The sequence below is a fragment of the Streptococcus sp. CCH8-C6 genome, from assembly GCF_001557225.1.
In the GTDB taxonomy this organism is placed as follows: Bacteria; Bacillota; Bacilli; order Lactobacillales; family Streptococcaceae; genus Streptococcus; species Streptococcus sanguinis_C.
Map to the genome: position 1 here is coordinate 26,030 of NZ_LSJN01000008.1, position 17,322 is coordinate 43,351.

The following is a 17,322-nucleotide window of genomic DNA, read 5'->3' on the forward strand; positions in this document are numbered from 1 at the left end:
TGTCTTAAGCATCAGAGTCAGGACAACTTAGAAACTAAAAGCAGCAGGCAGTAGCTAAACGGTGCTGACATAGCTTTTAGCATTATTTAGTCTATCTTTGCTTTTTATTTTAAGCAAGGACTAAAAGACTACGTTTTCTATTTGGCGCAGGTCTTTATTTTTTATAACAAAACAAACCGAATGGTCGGATTTTAAAAATCTGCTTTTCAAAACAGGCAATCATCTGAACGACTGAGGGTAAAGGATGCTTTTGTCCAGTTTTCGGATGACTTTTCACTATTCTACATTTGATAAGGAGTTATCGTATGAACAAACAAACACATGTAGAGCCAGAGACAAGGCATATCCTGCCCTTTCTGGCCTGGACTTTTGGCATTACCTGGGGATCCTGGCTGATTCTTTATATTTTAATCGCCCTGAAGCTGACCAGCGGAGCCCAGCCTTTGGGATTTGTTCTCAATTTCATCGGGGGCTTCGGACCGACTTTGGGAACTTTTATCAGCCTCAAAATTTCTCATCCTAAGAAGATGCTGGACTTTATCTTTTCTCATGCTAAGGGCTGGTGGATTTATATGCTGGCCTTCTGTCTGGTTCGGGTTTTGACCCTTTTTATCGCCAATCCAGCCTTGCCGCCTCTGAATGCCATTCTGATGTTTCCCCTGGGTTGGGCCTTTATCACCTTTGCTGGAGGCGGGAATGAAGAGATTGGCTGGCGGGGCCTCCTGCAGCCGGCTCTGGAGAAAAAATTCTCCTTCCCTCTGGCAACTGTCATCACGGCTCTGGTCTGGGTGGCCTGGCATCTGCCCCTCTGGCTGATTCCGGGAACGAGTCAAAGTCAGGTTTCTTTGCCTTTCTATATTTTCTTTTGTATCCTGCTCAGTTTCTGTCTGGCGGTTCTCTACAAGCAGACGGCCTCTGTCTTTGCCTGCATGGTCTTTCACGGCTGCATTAACTTTGCTCAGGCGACGATTGTCGGCAGTGCTACAAATGGCGGAAGGTATCTCAGCTTCCAGGCTGCTAATCTGCTCATGACCGCTCTGCTGGTCGGCTGGTGGTACTGGAAGGGCAATCGGAAAGGAGCCGAGAAAGATGCAAGCTAGAAACTATAAAGATTCCTCATCTGTCAAGCAAATTCTAATTTTTCTGCTCTGGACTTTTGGCATCAGCTGGTCTGCCTGGCTGGCTTCGGCTTTTCTGAGGATTCCTATTATTTCCCAGGTCCTAACCATCGCTGGTGTTTTTGGCCCGGCCATTGGAGCCAAACAGGTCTTAGGAAAATCGTTCAAGGAGCTCTTGGCTTCTATCGGATCGGCCCGAAAAAGGACTTGGGTCCATCTCTTGATTTTTACAATTCTTTACACCCTTTCCATAGTCTTTTGGAGCCCGCTCCTGCCTGGTTTTAGCCCCCTCAGGATTGCTCTGCTTTTTCTCATGACGACTCTTCTGACAGGCGGCAATGAAGAGATTGGCTGGCAGGGCTTCCTGCAGCCAAATCTGGAGAAGATCCTGCCCTTTCCGATAGCGACTGTAACAACCGGTCTGATTTGGGCTGTCTGGCATCTGCCCCTCTTCTTTACCCCTGGCAGCAGTCAGGCAGGGACTTCTTTTCTAGTCTTTACTGCCGCCTGCCTGCTCGCCCGTTTCTGGCTGGCGGCTCTTTACAAGGTCAGTCAGTCCATCCTTTACTGTGTTCTTTTCCACGGGGCCATCAATACCATTGGTGAAGGCATTTTCCTGGGGAAGGGGACGGAAAATCCGCTCTTTTTCCTAGGCTATATCTTGATGGCGGCTTACAGTATCTATCTTTGGTATCAAAGGGATCAGCAAGACAAGGCTTAAAGATATTTTTATGGTTTTGTATTTCCCCGGCTTTTTTGGTAGAATAAAGCTATATTAGAAACAAAGGGGAACAGAATGGCGCAACGAAAAGACAAATCCCAGGCCATGAGAGAAAAAATTTTAAATACAGCGACCCAGCTCTTTATCCAAAAGGGGCCCGAAAAGACCAGTATGCAGGACATCGCCCAGACGGCAGGCATTTCCAAGGGGGCTATCTACCATCATTTCAAGTCAAAAGATGAGATTGTCCTGGCGGTGATGAGTAGCCGGCAGGAGCTGATGGAAGAAGAGATGAAGCAGTGGCTCAAGGCTACGGAAAATCTGACTGGCAGAGAGCAGCTGCAAACCATCCTCAAGTCCAATCTGGAAAGTCAGACAGCCTGGGCCATAGATGGCATCATTTTGGGTGAGTATGAGAAGGACGCGGGCTTTATTTTGACCATGATGCGGGACAATCTGCGGATAGGCGCCTCTGTGGTCAGTGACATTATCAAAAAAGGCATGGCAGATGGCTCCCTTCAGACCGAGTATCCGGATCAGGCTGCAGAAGTTTTTCTGCTGCTGGTGAATTTTTGGATGCATGGGACCGTTTTTGAAAGCGATCCTGAAAAACTGCCAGAACGCTTCCATTTTCTGCAGTTTATGATGACCTCGATCGGCATGGATATCTTTGATGATGAGCTCATGCAGCTCTTTAGCCAGAGAAATAAGGCATAAAAAAAGGCTGGAACAGAACTTAAAAATTGGTTCTGTCTAGGCCTTTTTATTCATGTTTTAAATATACTGTGGATATCCTCCTCGGTCAAGCCGATTAGGGGGTCGATTTTCTGGAAATTTTCCTCAGTCAGGACATAGTTTTCCACAGGTGCTTTCATTTTATCCACAGTATTGTGAATATTACTCTCAGCTTGCGGAAAGTCGCCAAAGCGCTCGATGAGATAGGTTTTGCGGGCGGTGCCAGTGTTTTTTGCAGCATAGTCAAAGGCTGCTTTTTCCCCAAGTAAGATCAACTTGCTCTTGGCGCGGGTGATAGCAGTGTAGATGAGGTTGCGCTGCAGCATCCGGTGACTGCTCTTGGTGATGGGCAAGATGACCACGGGAAATTCACTGCCCTGAGACTTGTGGATGCTCATAGCGTAGGCCAGGCGAATCTTGTACCATTCGCTACGCTGATAAACAAGTTCATTGCCATCAAAGTTAATGGTCAGCTCGTCCTGCTTGGAGTCGGTGTACTTAGCAGGCAGTAGATCGCTGATATAGCCTAAGTCACCGTTGAAGACATTGCTTTCGGCATCATTGACCAAGTGGATAACCCTATCTCCTTGGCGATACTGACAGTCGGGAGCTTCAAAGGTCAGTTCCTCTTTCTCGACAGGATTGATGAGATTTTGCATAAGATTATTAATCTGGTCAATGCCGGCTGGCCCCCGATACATAGGTGCTAATACCTGAACATCTTGAGCTGGGATACCGCTGCGAATGGCTGCGCTAGCGATTTTCTCAATCATAGGCGGGATATGCTCATTTCTAGCTTCAAAATAAGAGCGGTCCGCTTTTTTCTCCGTAAAGTCTGCTGGTAAAATGCCCTTCTGAATCTGGCTGGCCAGTGTGACAATTGTAGACTCCTCGCTCTGCCGATAGATGGTTTCCAGCTTGGTCTGTGGAATAGTTGGTATCTGCAGCAAGTCCGCCAGTACTTGCCCTGGACTGACAGAGGGCAGCTGATCTGCATCTCCGACAATCAAGAGCTTGGTCTGAGAGGAGATATTGCTGAGCAGCTGATTAGCCAGCCAAGTATCCACCATGGAAAATTCATCTACAATGATAAAATCAGCATCTAGATAATCATCCAAATGACTGGTATCATCATCGCCAGTCATCCCCAAATGGCGGTGAATAGTAGCGCTAGGAAGACCGGTCAATTCGTTCATGCGACGAGCAGCACGTCCGGTAGGAGCTGCAAGCAGAATAGGCAGATCATTGACCTTTCGCAGATCCAAACCGCGAAGTTGGGCGTAGACTGCGATGATACAGTTGATAACGGTAGTTTTTCCAGTGCCCGGTCCGCCGGTTAGGATAAAGACCTTCTGATTGATAGCCTGACGGATGGCTTCTTTTTGGATACTGTCATAGGAGATACCAGATTTTTCCTCCACTTGCTGGATAGCCGCAGTAATGTTATCTGCGTCAAAGCAGTCTTGCTCTCCTTTTTCCAGCAGGCGGACCAGATTACTTTTTATTCCTTCCTCAGCAAAAAATAGGCTGTTTTCAAAAATCTTGGTCTCTACATTCTGGACCTTATCTTCCTCAATTAGATGAGCCAGCTCATCAGCGACTAGACTAGGGTCCAACTCCACTTGGCGTGAGCTTTCTAAGAGCTCGATGGTATGCTCAAGTAAATCACGAGCTTCAACATAGGTATCTCCCCGCTCCATAGACTGGGTCAGCAAGGTATGGACAAGGCCAGCCCGAAAACGCTCTGGAGCATCACTTTCGATGCCCAGTTCTTCTGCCAGATGGTCAGCAATTTTAAAGCCAATCCCCTGAATATCCTCTACCAGCTGATAGGGATATTTTTCGACGATATCCAGCGTTTCTTCCTTGTAGGTATCCTGGATTTGAAAAGCCAGCTTATTGGGAATGCCGTAGGCTGCCAGCTTGGCTAGTACCATCTCAGTTCCGTAGTTAAGTCTGAGCTTGGCGACAAAGGCCTCGCGGTTCTTAGCTGCTAAGCCGTTTATCTGGGTTAGCTTTTCCGGCTCCGCTAAAATCTTATCAATGGTGTCCTCGGTATCTTCTCCGTAGAGTTGGACGATTTTTTGAGCAGTCTTGACCCCGATTCCCTTGAAATGGTCGCTGGAGAAGTATTTTACTAGGCCTTTGCTGCTGGGTTTTGCTCGCTCATAGCGGGAAATTTTCAGCTGCTGACCATATTTGGGGTGCTGGACGAGACTGCCCCAGAAGGTGTAGTCTTCGCCTTCCATGACATCTGCCATGGAGCCGGTGACAATGATTTCAAAATCTTCAAAATCTTCGGCATCTGTATCCTCAATATCTAAGAGAAGGATGCGGAAAAAGTTGCTGGGATTTTCAAAAATAATCCGTTCAATCGTTCCTGAAAAGTAAAATTCCATAGTTTATAGGTTCTTCTTTTAAAACGAACCCAGCTGAAGTTCAACTGAGTTCGGTATACTTAGTAGGTCTTAAAGGGCAGCAGAGGCCAGAAGCGGAACTTAGCTTCGCCCTGGATTTGTTCTGCTTTGAAGGCACCAACCTGTCGGCTGTCCTTGGAAACAATCCGGTCGTCACCCAGAAGCAGGTATTCATCATCCAGAAGCTTGATGGTGAAGACAGGACTGCCATCTTTGTCAACAGTGAAGGCTTGAGCCTGAGCAGCGAGTTTTCTGAAAAACTCCCCATTGTCATCATAATCGTCCCCAGTATAAGTGGATTGGAGTTTGTCTTCTTTGAATTTCTTGATGTAGTCCGTCAGGTAAGGCTCGTCTGTTTTTTTGCCGTTGATATAGAGAGTATCATTTTCATACTGAATAGTGTCGCCCGGCATACCAATGACCCGCTTGACAATCTCCTTGCTCGTTCCGTTATCATCTGTCTCAGTGGCGACGACGATATCAAAGCGATCAATAGACTGATGTTTGAGGATAAGTAAGTATTCCCCATTGGCTAGCGTAGGATCCATAGAGTGACCATCTACCTTTACAGGAGACCAGAGAAAGAGCCGTGACAGGATAATGACAGAGATAAAGATGATAAAGAGGGCCCATTCTTTAAGAAATGAGAGGACAGGATTTGATTTTTTCATAGGTTACCTTTCTAGAAGTTTTTGTGCTTTTTCAGTATTTTTAAAGTGGAGTTTAGCAGAATGCTGCAGACCGGCCATTCCATAGGCTTGAAGAATCTGGCTGGCAACGTGATCGCTCTTGCTTCCGGCTCCGCTGGGCAGGGTATAGCCTAACTCTTGACTGAGATTATCTAGATTTTCCAGAAAGAGGTCGCGAGCGATAATAGAGCTGACTGCAACAGCTAGGAACTTTCCTTCAGCCTTTTCAATCAGACTTACCGGATTTGGAAAATGATTCTTTTCCTGCTTTAGGTATTTATTGTAGTTTTGCTGGCTGGTAAAGGCATCGATGACGATTTTTTCAGGATTGATGCCTTTCTGCAGCAGTAGGTAAATAGCTTGATTATGTAAGGCTACCTTGACAGAGACAGCGTTGTAGCCAGAAGCGATGACTTCGTTGTACTTCTCTGGCGATAAGAGCAGTGCTTGATGAGTAATCTTTTCTTTTAAGATCGGCGCCAGTTGGCGAATCTTGCTATCGTTCAAGGTTTTAGAATCACCGACACCCAGTTTTCTCAGAAAGTCGTGCTGGTCTGGAGTGACGAAAGAGGCTACGACGGCTAGACCTCCAAAGTAGGAGCCGTTGCCGACCTCATCTGTCCCAATGAGGGCAAAATTCTGAGAAGCAGCACTAGAACTGGCCTTTTCTGGTTGATGGCCAAAAAAGCCAGCGTAGTGAGAAGCTTTTGCCCCTTGAAAGAGAACTTTTCCGGAGCTAAAGACACTGACCGTCGCCTGATCCAGCTGAAAGAAATATTGAATATGCGGGTTCTTGCTGGGAGCCAGCTGGCCCTGATATTTCTCAACAAAAGCCTGAATTTCTTGCTGTTTGGGACTGAGGGTGATACTTTCCATACCCCCTATTGTACCATAAAAAGGAAAAGTCGAAAGTCATAAGATTGAAAATCCTACAAAAATTTTGTAGGATAGCACCGCTGATTGCTATGTCAAAAACGATGAAAAAGAAAGTCCCTGTCTAGTTCCAAGTGTTTTTATAACTGACAAAGGGCTTCTTTTTTGATATAATACAATGAGGTGATTTTATGGCAAATTTGAATCGATATAAATTTACATTTGGAAACAAGACCTTAACTCTAACAACAGAACACGATAATCTCTTTATGGAAGAAGTAGAACGGGTAGCAAAGGAAAAATACAAGGCTATCAAAGAGCAGATGCCTGCGGCAGATGATGAAGTTCTGGCGATTTTGCTGGCGGTCAATAGCCTATCTACTCAGCTCAGCCGCGAGATTGAGTTTGACGACAAGGAAAAAGAACTAGAAGATTTTCGTCACAAAATGCTCAGTGATTTGAGAGAAAAGTCGGGTAAATAGAGGAGAAATAATGTTTTCTATTATTATTTTACTAATATTGGCCTGGAGCTTTTATATCGGCTACTCGCGTGGTATTGTGCTGCAGGGCTATTATGCTGCTGCAACCATGATTTCTATGCTGGTGGCTGGAGCTTTTTATAAGAGCTTGGCTAAGTTTATCAGCCTTTGGGTGCCTTATGCCAGTGCGAATCAGGGCTCTTCGACCTATTTTTTCCCTAGCTCCCAGCTCTTTCAGTTGGATCAGGTTTTTTATGCTGGTTTGGCCTATCTCATTGTCTTTACGGCTGTCTACATCCTTGGGCGCTTTTTCGGGATTTTTGCGAATCTGATTCCCTACCCCAATAAGCTGGATACCAAATGGTACAATGTGACCAGCGGAGCCATCGCTGTTTGCATCTCTATTTTTGTTTTGGGAATGTGCCTGACTATTTTAGGGACGGTGCCGATGGAAATAGTTCAGGAGCGGCTCAACAGCAGCTTTATGATTCGCTTTATTGTCAAGTATACCCCTATCACATCCAATATCCTCAAAGATCTCTGGGTGAATCAAGTTATCGGATAAAAGACGACTCAGTTGGCCTGCTAGCTGGGTTCTTTTTTACTAGAAAAGAAAATTATGAACACAAAAATTTTAGAAACCTTAGAATTTAAGAAAATAAAAGAACTTTTTGCTCCCTATCTTCTGACCGAGCAGGGGCAGCTGGAGCTGGGCCTGCTTTTGCCGACCAGTAAGAAGGAGACGGTGGCCTCGGCTTTTCTGGAAATGACAGATATGCAGCAGATTTTTGTGCAGCATCCGCACTTTAGTCTGGCCGCGACTCAGGATATTACTGCCTTGACCAAGCGCTTGGAGCTGGAGAGCGACTTGAATATTGAGGAGTTTTTGGCTCTCAAGCGCGTCTTGGCTGTGACTCAGGAACTCAAGTCCTTTTATGAGGACTTGGAAAATGTGCACTTGGAAAAGCTGGACCGTCTGTTTGAGAATCTAGCTGTTTTCCCTAAGCTACAAGGAAGTCTGCAGGCTGTGAATGATGGCGGCTTTATCGAAAGTTTTGCCAGCGAAATTTTGAGCCGCATCCGCCGAAAAATTCAAGAAAATGAAAACCAGGTGCGGGAAATCCTGCAGGAGATTCTCAAAAACAAGGGAGAGATGCTGGCGGATCAGGTAGTGGCCAGTCGGAATGGCCGCAATGTGCTGCCTGTGAAAAATACCTACCGCAACCGCATTTCTGGTGTGGTTCACGATATTTCAGCCAGCGGCAATACCGTCTATATCGAGCCTAGAGCAGTTGTCAATCTCAACGAAGAAATCGCCAGCAGTCGGGCGGATGAACGATATGAAATTCAGCGGATTTTGCAGGAATTATCGGACCTATTCCGTCCCCATGCAGCTGAAATTGCCAACAATGCTTGGATTATCGGACATCTGGATCTGGTGCGTGCCAAGGTCCGCTTCATGCAAGAGACGGGAGCGGTGGTGCCAGACCTGTCGGAAGAGCAGGATATCCAACTGCTCAGTGTTCGTCATTCCCTGATTGAAAATGCAGTGGCTAATGATTTGCATTTCGGGCCAGACTTGACAGAGATTGTTATTACCGGACCTAATACGGGTGGTAAGACCATCATGCTGAAGACCTTGGGTTTGGCTCAGATCATGGCCCAGTCAGGTCTGCCGATTCTGGCGGACAAGGGGAGTCGCGTCGGGATTTTTAGTCAGATTTTTGCAGACATTGGTGATGAGCAGTCCATTGAGCAGAGTTTGTCGACTTTCTCCAGTCACATGACTAATATCGTCTCTATTTTAGAGCAGGTTGATAGCGAGAGTCTGGTTCTGCTGGATGAGCTGGGAGCTGGAACTGATCCGCAAGAGGGTGCAGCTCTGGCTATTGCTATCTTGGAAGATTTGCGGCTAAGGCAGATTAAAACAATGGCGACGACCCACTATCCTGAGCTCAAAGCCTATGGGATTGAGACGGACTGGGTGGAAAATGCCAGCATGGAGTTTGATACAGATAGTTTAAGGCCGACCTATCGCTTTATGCAGGGAGTGCCTGGACGATCCAATGCCTTTGAAATCGCTCGGCGTTTGGGCTTGGCGGAAGTTATCGTTGGCCATGCCCAAGAGCAGACTGACACAGACAGCGATGTCAATCGGATTATTGAGCGCTTAGAAGAGCAGACGCTGGAAAGCCGCAAGCGTTTAGATAATATCCGTGAGGTGGAGCAGGAAAATCTCAAATTTAACCGAGCCCTCAAAAAACTTTACAATGAATTTAACCGAGAAAAGGAAACCGAGCTCAATAAGGCGCGATTGGAAGCCCAGGAAATCGTTGATTTGGCTTTGTCAGAGAGTGAGAGCATTCTCAAAAATCTCCATGATAAGTCCAGTCTCAAACCGCATGAGATTATTGAAGCTAAGACTCAGCTTAAAAAGTTGGCACCAGAAACGGTTGATTTATCAAAGAATAAGGTGCTCAAGCAGGCTAAGAAAAATCGGGCGCCCAAGGTGGGAGATGATATCCTAGTCACCAGCTATGGTCAGCGGGGAACCTTGGTCAAGCAGCTCAAGGACGGCCGTTGGGAAGCTCAGGTCGGTCTTATCAAGATGACGCTAGAAGAGCAGGAGTTTAACTTACTCAAGGCTGAAAAGGAGCAGCAACCTAAGCGCAAGCAGGTCAATGTGGTCAAGCGGGCCAATACTGCTGGACCGAAAGCCAGACTGGATCTGCGCGGCAAGCGCTACGAAGAGGCCATGGAAGAGCTGGATGCCTTTATCGATCAGGCCCTCCTCAATAACATGGCTCAGGTGGATATTATCCACGGTATCGGGACCGGGGTCATCCGTGAAGGGGTGACAAAATACCTCCGCCGCAACAAGCACGTTAAGTCCTTCGGCTATGCTCCGCAAAATGCCGGTGGCAGCGGTGCAACGATTGTAATTTTTAAGTAAGGGACGGAAATGAAAATACAAACCTATGACTTGGCTTATGAGAAAAGTTGGATTTATACAAAGGCTTTGAGTTATCTCTTTTCGCCTTTCTTTGATGATATGAGTCGCAGCAAGGATGAGTTTACTGAAGAGCCTTACCAAGATTCGATTGAGCTCATAGCAGTGGAAGATGATCAGGTTGTGGGGCTTCTAGATATTGGGATTTACACCGAAGAAGCAAGTCATTCTTATGCATATTATCCGGGAGAAAAGATAGCTTACTTCGCTAATCTGGCTGTCCATCCTGATTTTCAGAATCAAGGGATAGCCAGCCAACTCTTTCAAGCTGCTTGGGAGCAGCTACATGAAAAGAAAGTTGAGGCCTTGATCATCTTTACCAGAGACGGAGAGCAGGCAAATCATCTCTATCAGAAGTGGGGCGGCAAGCTGATTTGTCAAGATTATTTAGTTGTCGGACGCCCCAAAGATCAAATAGCCTTTTCTTTCAGCGTTGATACTAAGCAGCAGACAATCTTTCTGACAGACAAGTCAGGAAATTCTTTAGGCTATTATCAAAGAGAAGGACATTATATTGTCTCAAGGAAAGAAGATTTGGAGCATTTTGAGATTGATGAACTTTACAAAGAACATACCTATGTTTTGAAAATTGAATAGGGCATTGGAAGTTTCAGCGAAGAGATAACAGCAGGTTCTTTTATGAGGGCCTGCTTTTTGCTATAATGTAAGCAGCATAAAGAGTTTCGGAGGGTAAATAATGAGATTAAAGCACGCATCAGATTCCTGCACGACTATTTTGGTGGGAAAGAAAGCTAGCTATGATGGTTCAACCATTGTGGCTCGCACAGAGGATTCACAAAACGGGGTCTTTACGCCCAAGAAATTTGTCGTAGTGGAACCACAAGACCAGCCCCGCCATTATCAGTCTGTTTTGACGTCTTTTGAGATGGATCTGCCAGATAATCCAGTCCGCTATACGGCAGTGCCAGATGCAGTTCCCAAAGATGGGATTTGGGGAGCAGCTGGAATTAACAGCTATAATGTTGCTGTCAGCGCGACGGAAACGATTACGACCAATAGCCGCGTGCTGGGGGCTGACCCTTTAGTAGAATCAGGTATTAGTGAGGAAGATATCCTCACGCTGGTTCTTCCCTATATCAAAACGGCTCGCGAAGGGGTTCTACGCTTAGGAAAAATCCTGGAGGAGTACGGCACGTATGAGTCCAATGGGATTGCCATTTCAGATGTCAATGAAATCTGGTGGCTGGAAACCATCGGTGGCCACCATTGGCTGGCGCGGCGCGTGCCAGATGATGCCTATGTGACCAATCCAAATCAGCTGGGTAGTGATTATTTTGAATTTGACAATCCAGAGCACTTCCTCTGTCATCCAAATCTCAAAAATTTTATCGAGGAAAACCATCTCAATCTGAATTACTCGGACGAGAGTTTCAATCCACGCTATGCTTTTGGCAGCCAGAAGGATAAGGACCGCCATTACAATACACCGCGAGCTTGGGATATCCAGCGTTTTCTCAATCCAGAAGTGGAGCAAGATCCAAGAAGTTTCTTCATTCCTTGGTGCCGCCAGCCTTACCGCAAGATTACGATCGAAGATGTCAAGTATGTCCTGAGCAGTCACTATCAGGATTCGCCTTATGATCCTTATGAAGCAGAGGGAGATTACCACAGCAAACGAGCCTTTCGAACCATTGGAATCAATCGGACCAGCCAGACAGCTATCTTGCAGTTGCGCCCTAATCAACCGCAGGAAACGACAGGTATCCAGTGGCTGTCCTACGCCTCCATGCCTTACAATACAGCCGTTCCTTTCTTTACTCAAGTCTCGACAACACCAGACTACTTTGCCAATACGACGGACAAGGTTTCGACAGATTCTTTCTACTGGGCTAATCGACTCATTGCTGGGTTGGCTGATGCTCATTTTAGCAGTCATGTCGGAGACTTGGATGATTATCAGGAAAAGACCATGGCTTGGGGTCATGAAATGATTGGTCGGGTAGACCGAGCTCTGGCCAAGGGCGAGGATGTGGACTTTGAAGCTGAAAATCAAGCCATGAGCGACAAGGTGCAAGAAGCGACAGACCAGCTCTTGGAGAAAGTACTCTTGGATGCCAGCAATCTCATGACCAACCATTTCTCACTGAGTGACTGAGCTCTTAGCCGTAGCAAATATTTTTCTTTCTCTTGCTTTTGGTGTAAAATGTTATCAAAAGTAAGCTATTCAAAGGAGAAGATTTATGGTAGCAGCAGTTACAGATGCAACATTCGCAGAAGAAACAAAAGATGGATTGGTTCTGATTGACTTTTGGGCAACTTGGTGTGGTCCATGCCGCATGCAGGCGCCTATTTTGGAGCAGTTGGCAGGAGAAGTTCATGAGGACGAACTGAAAATCCTTAAAATGGATGTGGATGAAAATCCAAATACTGCCCGCGAATTTGGCATTATGTCCATTCCGACCCTTCTGTTCAAGAAAGACGGTCAAGTCGTTAAGCAAGTCGCAGGTGTTCACACCAAAGACCAGCTCAAGGCTATTATCGCCGAATTAAGCTAAGTAAGAAGCCTCTGGGCTTCTTTTTTGCATCAAAAAACGTTTTCATGCTCAAAAATTTTCACAAAATATTGACAAAAAGCGAATGTTCTTTTAGAATAATAGAAAATTAATAATCAACACCGAACGAAGTTTTTCAGAAAGAGGCGAGCGCTTCTGACTGTGAAATGGACGGAACTCTGGAGAGACCATGAATGGCACCGAAGGGGCAAGGCGGTTTAGAACCGCTCAAACTCTCAGGTAAAAGGACAGAGCTAAGAGGCAGGGATTTCCCTACTCCAGCACATCCAGAGTACATGTTTTGCATGTGCTCTTTCTTTTTCTCGGTGTGAAAAGGAGCTTATATCATGTTGGAAATATTGAATTGTCTAGATTCTTTTGTTTGGGGGCCGCCCCTGCTCATTTTGCTGGTTGGTACCGGTATCTATCTTAGTTTGCGTCTGGGCTTGCTGCAGATTTTTCGACTTCCGCGTGCCTTTCGGCTAATCTTTGTATCGGACGAGGAGCATCAGGGCGATGTCTCTAGCTTTGCGGCTCTCTGTACGGCTCTGGCCGCGACTGTGGGAACGGGAAATATCATTGGAGTGGCAACTGCCATTAAAACCGGTGGGCCGGGCGCCCTCTTCTGGATGTGGGTGGCTGCTTTCTTTGGAATGGCGACGAAGTATGCCGAAGGCCTCTTGGCTATCAAGTACCGCCGCAAGGATGCTCATGGTGCTATGGCGGGCGGCCCCATGCACTATATCTTACTAGGGATGGGCGAGAAGTGGCGCCCGCTGGCCATCTTTTTTGCGATAGCTGGTATCTTGGTGGCTCTCTTGGGGATTGGGACCTTTACACAGGTCAATTCCATCACAGAGGCCATGCAGAATACCATTCAGCTGCCTCCAGCTGTGACAGCTTCTATCTTGGCTATTTTGGTGGCTCTGGTTATTTTCAGTGGCATCCAGTCTATTGCTCGAGTATCGACCAAGGTTGTGCCCTTTATGGCAGCGATTTATATCTTGGGGACTGTGACTGTCTTAGCGGTCAATCTAGATCGTCTGCTGCCCACTCTCCAACTGGTCTTTAGCTCAGCATTTAGTCAGACGGCTGCTGTCGGTGGTTTTGCCGGTGCGACCATCCAGATGGCAATTCAAAACGGGGTCGCGCGTGGAGTTTTTTCCAATGAATCTGGTTTGGGATCAGCACCCATTGCAGCGGCGGCAGCTCGGACTAAGGAACCGGTAGAACAGGGCTTGATTTCTATGACTGGAACCTTCATCGACACCCTGATCATTTGTAGTCTGACAGGATTGACAATTTTAATTACAGGGGTCTGGGATGGCAATCTCAATGGTGTGTCTCTGACTCAGGCAGCCTTTGCGACTGTTTTTGCTAATTTTGGTCCAGTTCTGCTTTCAGTCTTTCTAGTTCTGTTTGCCTTTACGACTATCTTGGGTTGGAACTACTATGGTGAGCGCTGTTTTGAATTTCTCTTTGGGGTGCGCTATATCCGCATTTATCGCCTGCTATTTGTTCTTATGATTGTTCTAGGTGGCTTTGTGAGTCTAGAGGCGGTCTGGATTCTTGCAGATATTGTCAATGCTCTCATGGCCTTGCCAAATTTAATCGCTCTCCTAGCGCTCTCTCCTATTGTCATCAGTGAAACAAAGAAATACTTTGACAAGTATCGAAAGAACTAATTTTCGCACATAAAAAAGCCTCTAGTTTTCTGTAATGATGGAAGTCTAGAGGTTTTTTGTCGAAATTAATAGCGTTTTTCTTTTGGCCAGCTGCTCATCTCGGCCACAGCTGTAAAGAGAACGTCAGTAGAAGAGTTGAGGGCGGTCTCGCAGGAGTCCTGAATGACACCGATAACGAAGCCGACGCTGACTACCTGCATGGCCAAATCATTGGAAATCCCAAAGAGGCTGCAGGCGACCGGAATGAGTAGGAGAGACCCGCCAGCTACACCGGAAGCCCCGCAGGCAGAAATTGCCGCTAGACACTGAGAACTAGAGCTGTGCCAAAGTCAACCCTGATACCCAGCGTGTTGACAGCTGCCAAGGTCAGGGTATTGATAGTAATAGCAGCCCCAGCCATATTGATAGTGGCCCCCAGAGGAATAGAGACCGAGTAGGTCTCTGGATTGAGCCCCAGATCCCGACAGAGTTTCATGTTGACGGGGATGTTAGCCGCTGAGCTGCGCGTGAAAAAGGCAGTTACGCCACTGACTCGCAAACAGCGCCAGACCAAGGGATAAGGATTTTTCCACAGCATGATAAAGCTAATCAAAGGATTAATAACCAGAGCGACAATCAGCATGCTGGCTATCAAGACCAGCAGTAGGATACCATAGCTTTTTAGAGCTTGGAAGCCTTTCCCGGAAATGGTCGTGTAGACCAGACCTAAAATGCCAAGAGGGGCTAGATTGATAATCCACTCGACAATCTTAGAAGTGATATCTGTCAAGGTCTGCAGCAGTTCCTTGCTGTGGTGGCTGGCTTCTCGCATGGCAATTCCAAAAATGACAGCCCAGGACAAGATACCAATATAGTTAGCGGTGATGAGTGCGTTGACGGGATTGTCCACCAGCTGAAGCAGAAGATTGCTGAGGACTTGTCCGATTCCATCTGGCGGAGAAACTTTTTGGGAGGACGAAGCCAACTCTATGCTAATGGGAAAGAAGAAGTTGACTAGGACCGCTACCAATGCCGCCGCAAAGGTTCCCAGAAGGTAGAGCAAGATGACTGTTTTCATATTGCTCTTTTGTCCTTTTTGCTGCTGCGACAGGGCGTTTGCTACCAGAGCGAAGACGAGGAGCGGAGCGATGGCCTTGAGGCCGCCAACGAAGATTTGGCCCAGAAGTCCGATGGCTTGTGCTTGGGGGAAGAATTAGGACACCAATGCCAATACCGATGGAAATCCGCTTGATTAGATTGGTTTTATTCCAAATGGTGATGGAGCGATGGAGCATGTAAGTTCCTTTCTTGTCTTGGATACTTATTTTATTATACGATAGAAAGGGAGTGAAAGCAATGTTAGGTCGGACTAACCATTCTATGTCCGCGCTGATTGGTCTTTGTGGTATAATGGTAGTAATCTTTTTGGAGGTAGCCTATGTCTAAGACCGGAAATGTCTTTTCTCGCTATATCCAGCAGTTTGACTGGAGCAAGATTGCAGATGACCTTTTTTCCAAGCTGGTCTCTTTACTTCTGCTTTTTATCTTATTTTACATCGTTAAGAAAATCCTGCATTTGTCAGTGACCAAAATTATTGCCCCCTCTCTCAAGCTATCCAAGCAGGATGTAGCCAGACAGAAAACCATTACTCGGCTGATTGAGAATCTGCTTAATTATGTCTTGTATTTCCTCTTGATTTACTGGGTTTTATCCATCTTGGGACTGCCGGTTTCCAGCCTTTTGGCTGGTGCCGGGATTGCTGGGGTGGCTATCGGGATGGGAGCTCAGGGCTTCCTGTCGGACCTGGTCAATGGCTTCTTTATCCTTCTCGAGCGACAGTTAGATGTCGGTGACAATGTCCGCCTGACTAACGGTCCTATCAACATCGCTGGAACAGTAATCAGTGTCGGGATTCGGACGACGCAGGTACGGGACGCGGACGGAACGCTGCATTTTGTTCCAAACCGCAATATCATGGTTGTCAGTAATCTTTCCCGTGGAGATATGCGTGTTCTGATTGATATCCCCATTTATGCCCAGACGGATTTGGACGAGATTTACCGCATCATTTCCAAGGTCAATGAAGAAGCCGTACCAGAACATCCGGAGATTCTCAAGGAACCGAATATTTTGGGGCCGCAGATGGCTTCAAATGGCCAGTTCAACTTCCGTATCAGCATGATAGTGCAGGGAGGCATGCAGATTTCTATTTACCATATCTTCTACCGTCTTTACCATGAAGCGCTTTTACGAGAGGGGATTGAGCTTCCGACGCTTGGACCTCTTTCCAAAGGCAAATAATTATTGATTAGAAAGGTCCATATGAATCAGCGAATTCAGCAGGAGATTGTCAGTGAGGACAATCTTGTTTACCGTTTAAAACGTCCTCTCCACAAGCAGGGTCTCTTTTGGGCAGCTCTGGTGTCTGGTATTATCATCTTTCTTCTGGCCTTGCTCAGCATTCTCCTCGTCATCACCACTATTGGCCTTATGGAGGAAAATGACCATCTCAAGTCTCTCACAGGCCACCATAACTCGCCTTTAGAGTCCTATAACAGCCATGCTTTTGAAAAAACAGTTGAATTTTCCAGTGGACTTAAGGTGACAGTTCATTCGGCAGTAGAAGACAGCAAGAGAGTCATGAGCGATGAGTCAACAGGAGTAGCTGTCGTTGCGACTATCACGGTTGAAAATACTTCTAAAAAGCCCATTCTGGTTAGTCCTTATGACTTTGGACTCTATGACAAGAAGGAAAATGTCTATATTTTGGATGGCTCAACCTTTGACAATACACAAATCGGCACCAATCTGGCGCCAGGCAAGTCCATCCGCTTTGACCTAATCTTTGATGGGGAAGGCGGCGATGAGGATACCTATACCGTGACCTACGAAAATGCCAAGTGGCAAAAGGAGAAAAACAAGACAAAGCAAGAGAAAAAGAAGGAGCAATAGGGAATATTATCCCATCACTTTAACGCCTTTGCTATTTTCCGCACCCAGATTTGAAAGTGGAGGCAGCAAATTGAATAGATAAAAGAAGATTTGAGACAAAAGTTTCAAATCTTTTTCTTGACTCTGACCTTAGAGGAGGGTGTATACTGG

15 protein-coding genes, 1 pseudogene and 1 riboswitch are annotated in these 17,322 nt (G+C 46.4%); of the genes and pseudogenes, 12 read left to right on the top strand and 4 right to left on the bottom strand.

Going from position 1 to position 17,322, the window contains the following annotated elements; translation table 11 throughout:
- Positions 1 to 305: 305 nt before the first annotated feature.
- The 3 genes from AX677_RS00510 to AX677_RS00520 all read left to right on the top strand — a co-directional run bounded on the left by AX677_RS00510 (position 306) and on the right by AX677_RS00520 (position 2,556).
- A complete protein-coding gene (locus AX677_RS00510) occupies positions 306 to 1,100 on the top strand; it encodes a CPBP family intramembrane glutamic endopeptidase (protein ID WP_060975790.1) in 795 nt (264 codons plus the stop codon).
- The gene (locus AX677_RS00515) at positions 1,090 to 1,839 is read left to right on the top strand and encodes a CPBP family intramembrane glutamic endopeptidase (RefSeq protein ID WP_060975791.1); all 750 of its coding nucleotides are present in this window, start codon (positions 1,090 to 1,092) and stop codon (positions 1,837 to 1,839) included. Before AX677_RS00510 ends, AX677_RS00515 begins: the two co-directional genes overlap by 11 nt.
- Before the next feature lie 75 nt (positions 1,840 to 1,914).
- Complete coding sequence (locus tag AX677_RS00520; protein WP_060975792.1) at positions 1,915 to 2,556, top strand: TetR/AcrR family transcriptional regulator; 642 nt, start codon at positions 1,915 to 1,917, stop codon at positions 2,554 to 2,556.
- 50 nt (positions 2,557 to 2,606) lie between these two features.
- On the opposite strand, the gene AX677_RS00525 is transcribed toward AX677_RS00520, so the two are convergent.
- The 3 genes from AX677_RS00525 to rnhC are packed head-to-tail and all read right to left on the bottom strand — an operon-like array spanning position 2,607 to position 6,556.
- Entirely contained in the window at positions 2,607 to 4,973 is a 2,367-nt protein-coding gene (locus AX677_RS00525; protein ID WP_060975793.1) for an ATP-dependent RecD-like DNA helicase, read from the bottom strand.
- Positions 4,974 to 5,032: 59 nt separating this feature from the next.
- Positions 5,033 to 5,662 carry a signal peptidase I gene (gene lepB, locus AX677_RS00530; protein ID WP_002932010.1) on the bottom strand — a complete coding sequence of 210 codons (630 nt, stop codon included), beginning with the start codon at positions 5,660 to 5,662 and terminating at the stop codon, positions 5,033 to 5,035.
- Positions 5,663 to 5,665: 3 nt separating this feature from the next.
- Positions 5,666 to 6,556 carry a ribonuclease HIII gene (gene rnhC / locus AX677_RS00535; protein WP_060975794.1) on the bottom strand — a complete coding sequence of 297 codons (891 nt, stop codon included), beginning with the start codon at positions 6,554 to 6,556 and terminating at the stop codon, positions 5,666 to 5,668.
- 188 nt (positions 6,557 to 6,744) lie between these two features.
- Here rnhC and AX677_RS00540 point away from each other — a divergent pair, with 188 nt between their 5' ends.
- From AX677_RS00540 to AX677_RS00570, 7 genes are all read left to right on the top strand, one after another.
- Positions 6,745 to 7,035, top strand: a complete 291-nt coding sequence (locus AX677_RS00540; protein WP_002896593.1) for a hypothetical protein — start codon at positions 6,745 to 6,747, stop codon at positions 7,033 to 7,035.
- Positions 7,036 to 7,045: 10 nt separating this feature from the next.
- Positions 7,046 to 7,597 carry a CvpA family protein gene (locus AX677_RS00545; RefSeq protein ID WP_060975795.1) on the top strand — a complete coding sequence of 184 codons (552 nt, stop codon included), beginning with the start codon at positions 7,046 to 7,048 and terminating at the stop codon, positions 7,595 to 7,597.
- A 54-nt stretch (positions 7,598 to 7,651) separates the two neighbouring features.
- A complete protein-coding gene (locus AX677_RS00550) occupies positions 7,652 to 9,985 on the top strand; it encodes an endonuclease MutS2 (protein ID WP_060975796.1) in 2,334 nt (777 codons plus the stop codon).
- A gap of 9 nt (positions 9,986 to 9,994) precedes the next feature.
- Positions 9,995 to 10,639, top strand: coding sequence for a GNAT family N-acetyltransferase (locus tag AX677_RS00555; protein ID WP_002903750.1), 645 nt, complete (start codon positions 9,995 to 9,997; stop codon positions 10,637 to 10,639).
- Positions 10,640 to 10,739: 100 nt separating this feature from the next.
- Complete coding sequence (locus AX677_RS00560; protein ID WP_060975797.1) at positions 10,740 to 12,158, top strand: C69 family dipeptidase; 1,419 nt, start codon at positions 10,740 to 10,742, stop codon at positions 12,156 to 12,158.
- An 85-nt stretch (positions 12,159 to 12,243) separates the two neighbouring features.
- Positions 12,244 to 12,558, top strand: coding sequence for a thioredoxin (gene trxA / locus AX677_RS00565; protein WP_002898369.1), 315 nt, complete (start codon positions 12,244 to 12,246; stop codon positions 12,556 to 12,558).
- Positions 12,559 to 12,724: 166 nt separating this feature from the next.
- Positions 12,725 to 12,817, top strand: a riboswitch (glycine riboswitch).
- Between the two features lie 85 nt (positions 12,818 to 12,902).
- Positions 12,903 to 14,240, top strand: a complete 1,338-nt coding sequence (locus tag AX677_RS00570) for a sodium:alanine symporter family protein (RefSeq protein ID WP_060975798.1) — start codon at positions 12,903 to 12,905, stop codon at positions 14,238 to 14,240.
- 65 nt (positions 14,241 to 14,305) lie between these two features.
- On the opposite strand, the pseudogene sstT reads toward AX677_RS00570, so the two are convergent.
- A pseudogene (gene sstT / locus AX677_RS00575) lies at positions 14,306 to 15,514 on the bottom strand (serine/threonine transporter SstT).
- 143 nt (positions 15,515 to 15,657) lie between these two features.
- Here sstT and AX677_RS00580 point away from each other — a divergent pair.
- Positions 15,658 to 16,521 carry a mechanosensitive ion channel family protein gene (locus AX677_RS00580; protein WP_002907299.1) on the top strand — a complete coding sequence of 288 codons (864 nt, stop codon included), beginning with the start codon at positions 15,658 to 15,660 and terminating at the stop codon, positions 16,519 to 16,521.
- 21 nt (positions 16,522 to 16,542) lie between these two features.
- The gene (locus tag AX677_RS00585) at positions 16,543 to 17,172 is read left to right on the top strand and encodes a DUF4352 domain-containing protein (RefSeq protein ID WP_060975799.1); all 630 of its coding nucleotides are present in this window, start codon (positions 16,543 to 16,545) and stop codon (positions 17,170 to 17,172) included.
- Positions 17,173 to 17,322 lie beyond the last annotated feature (150 nt).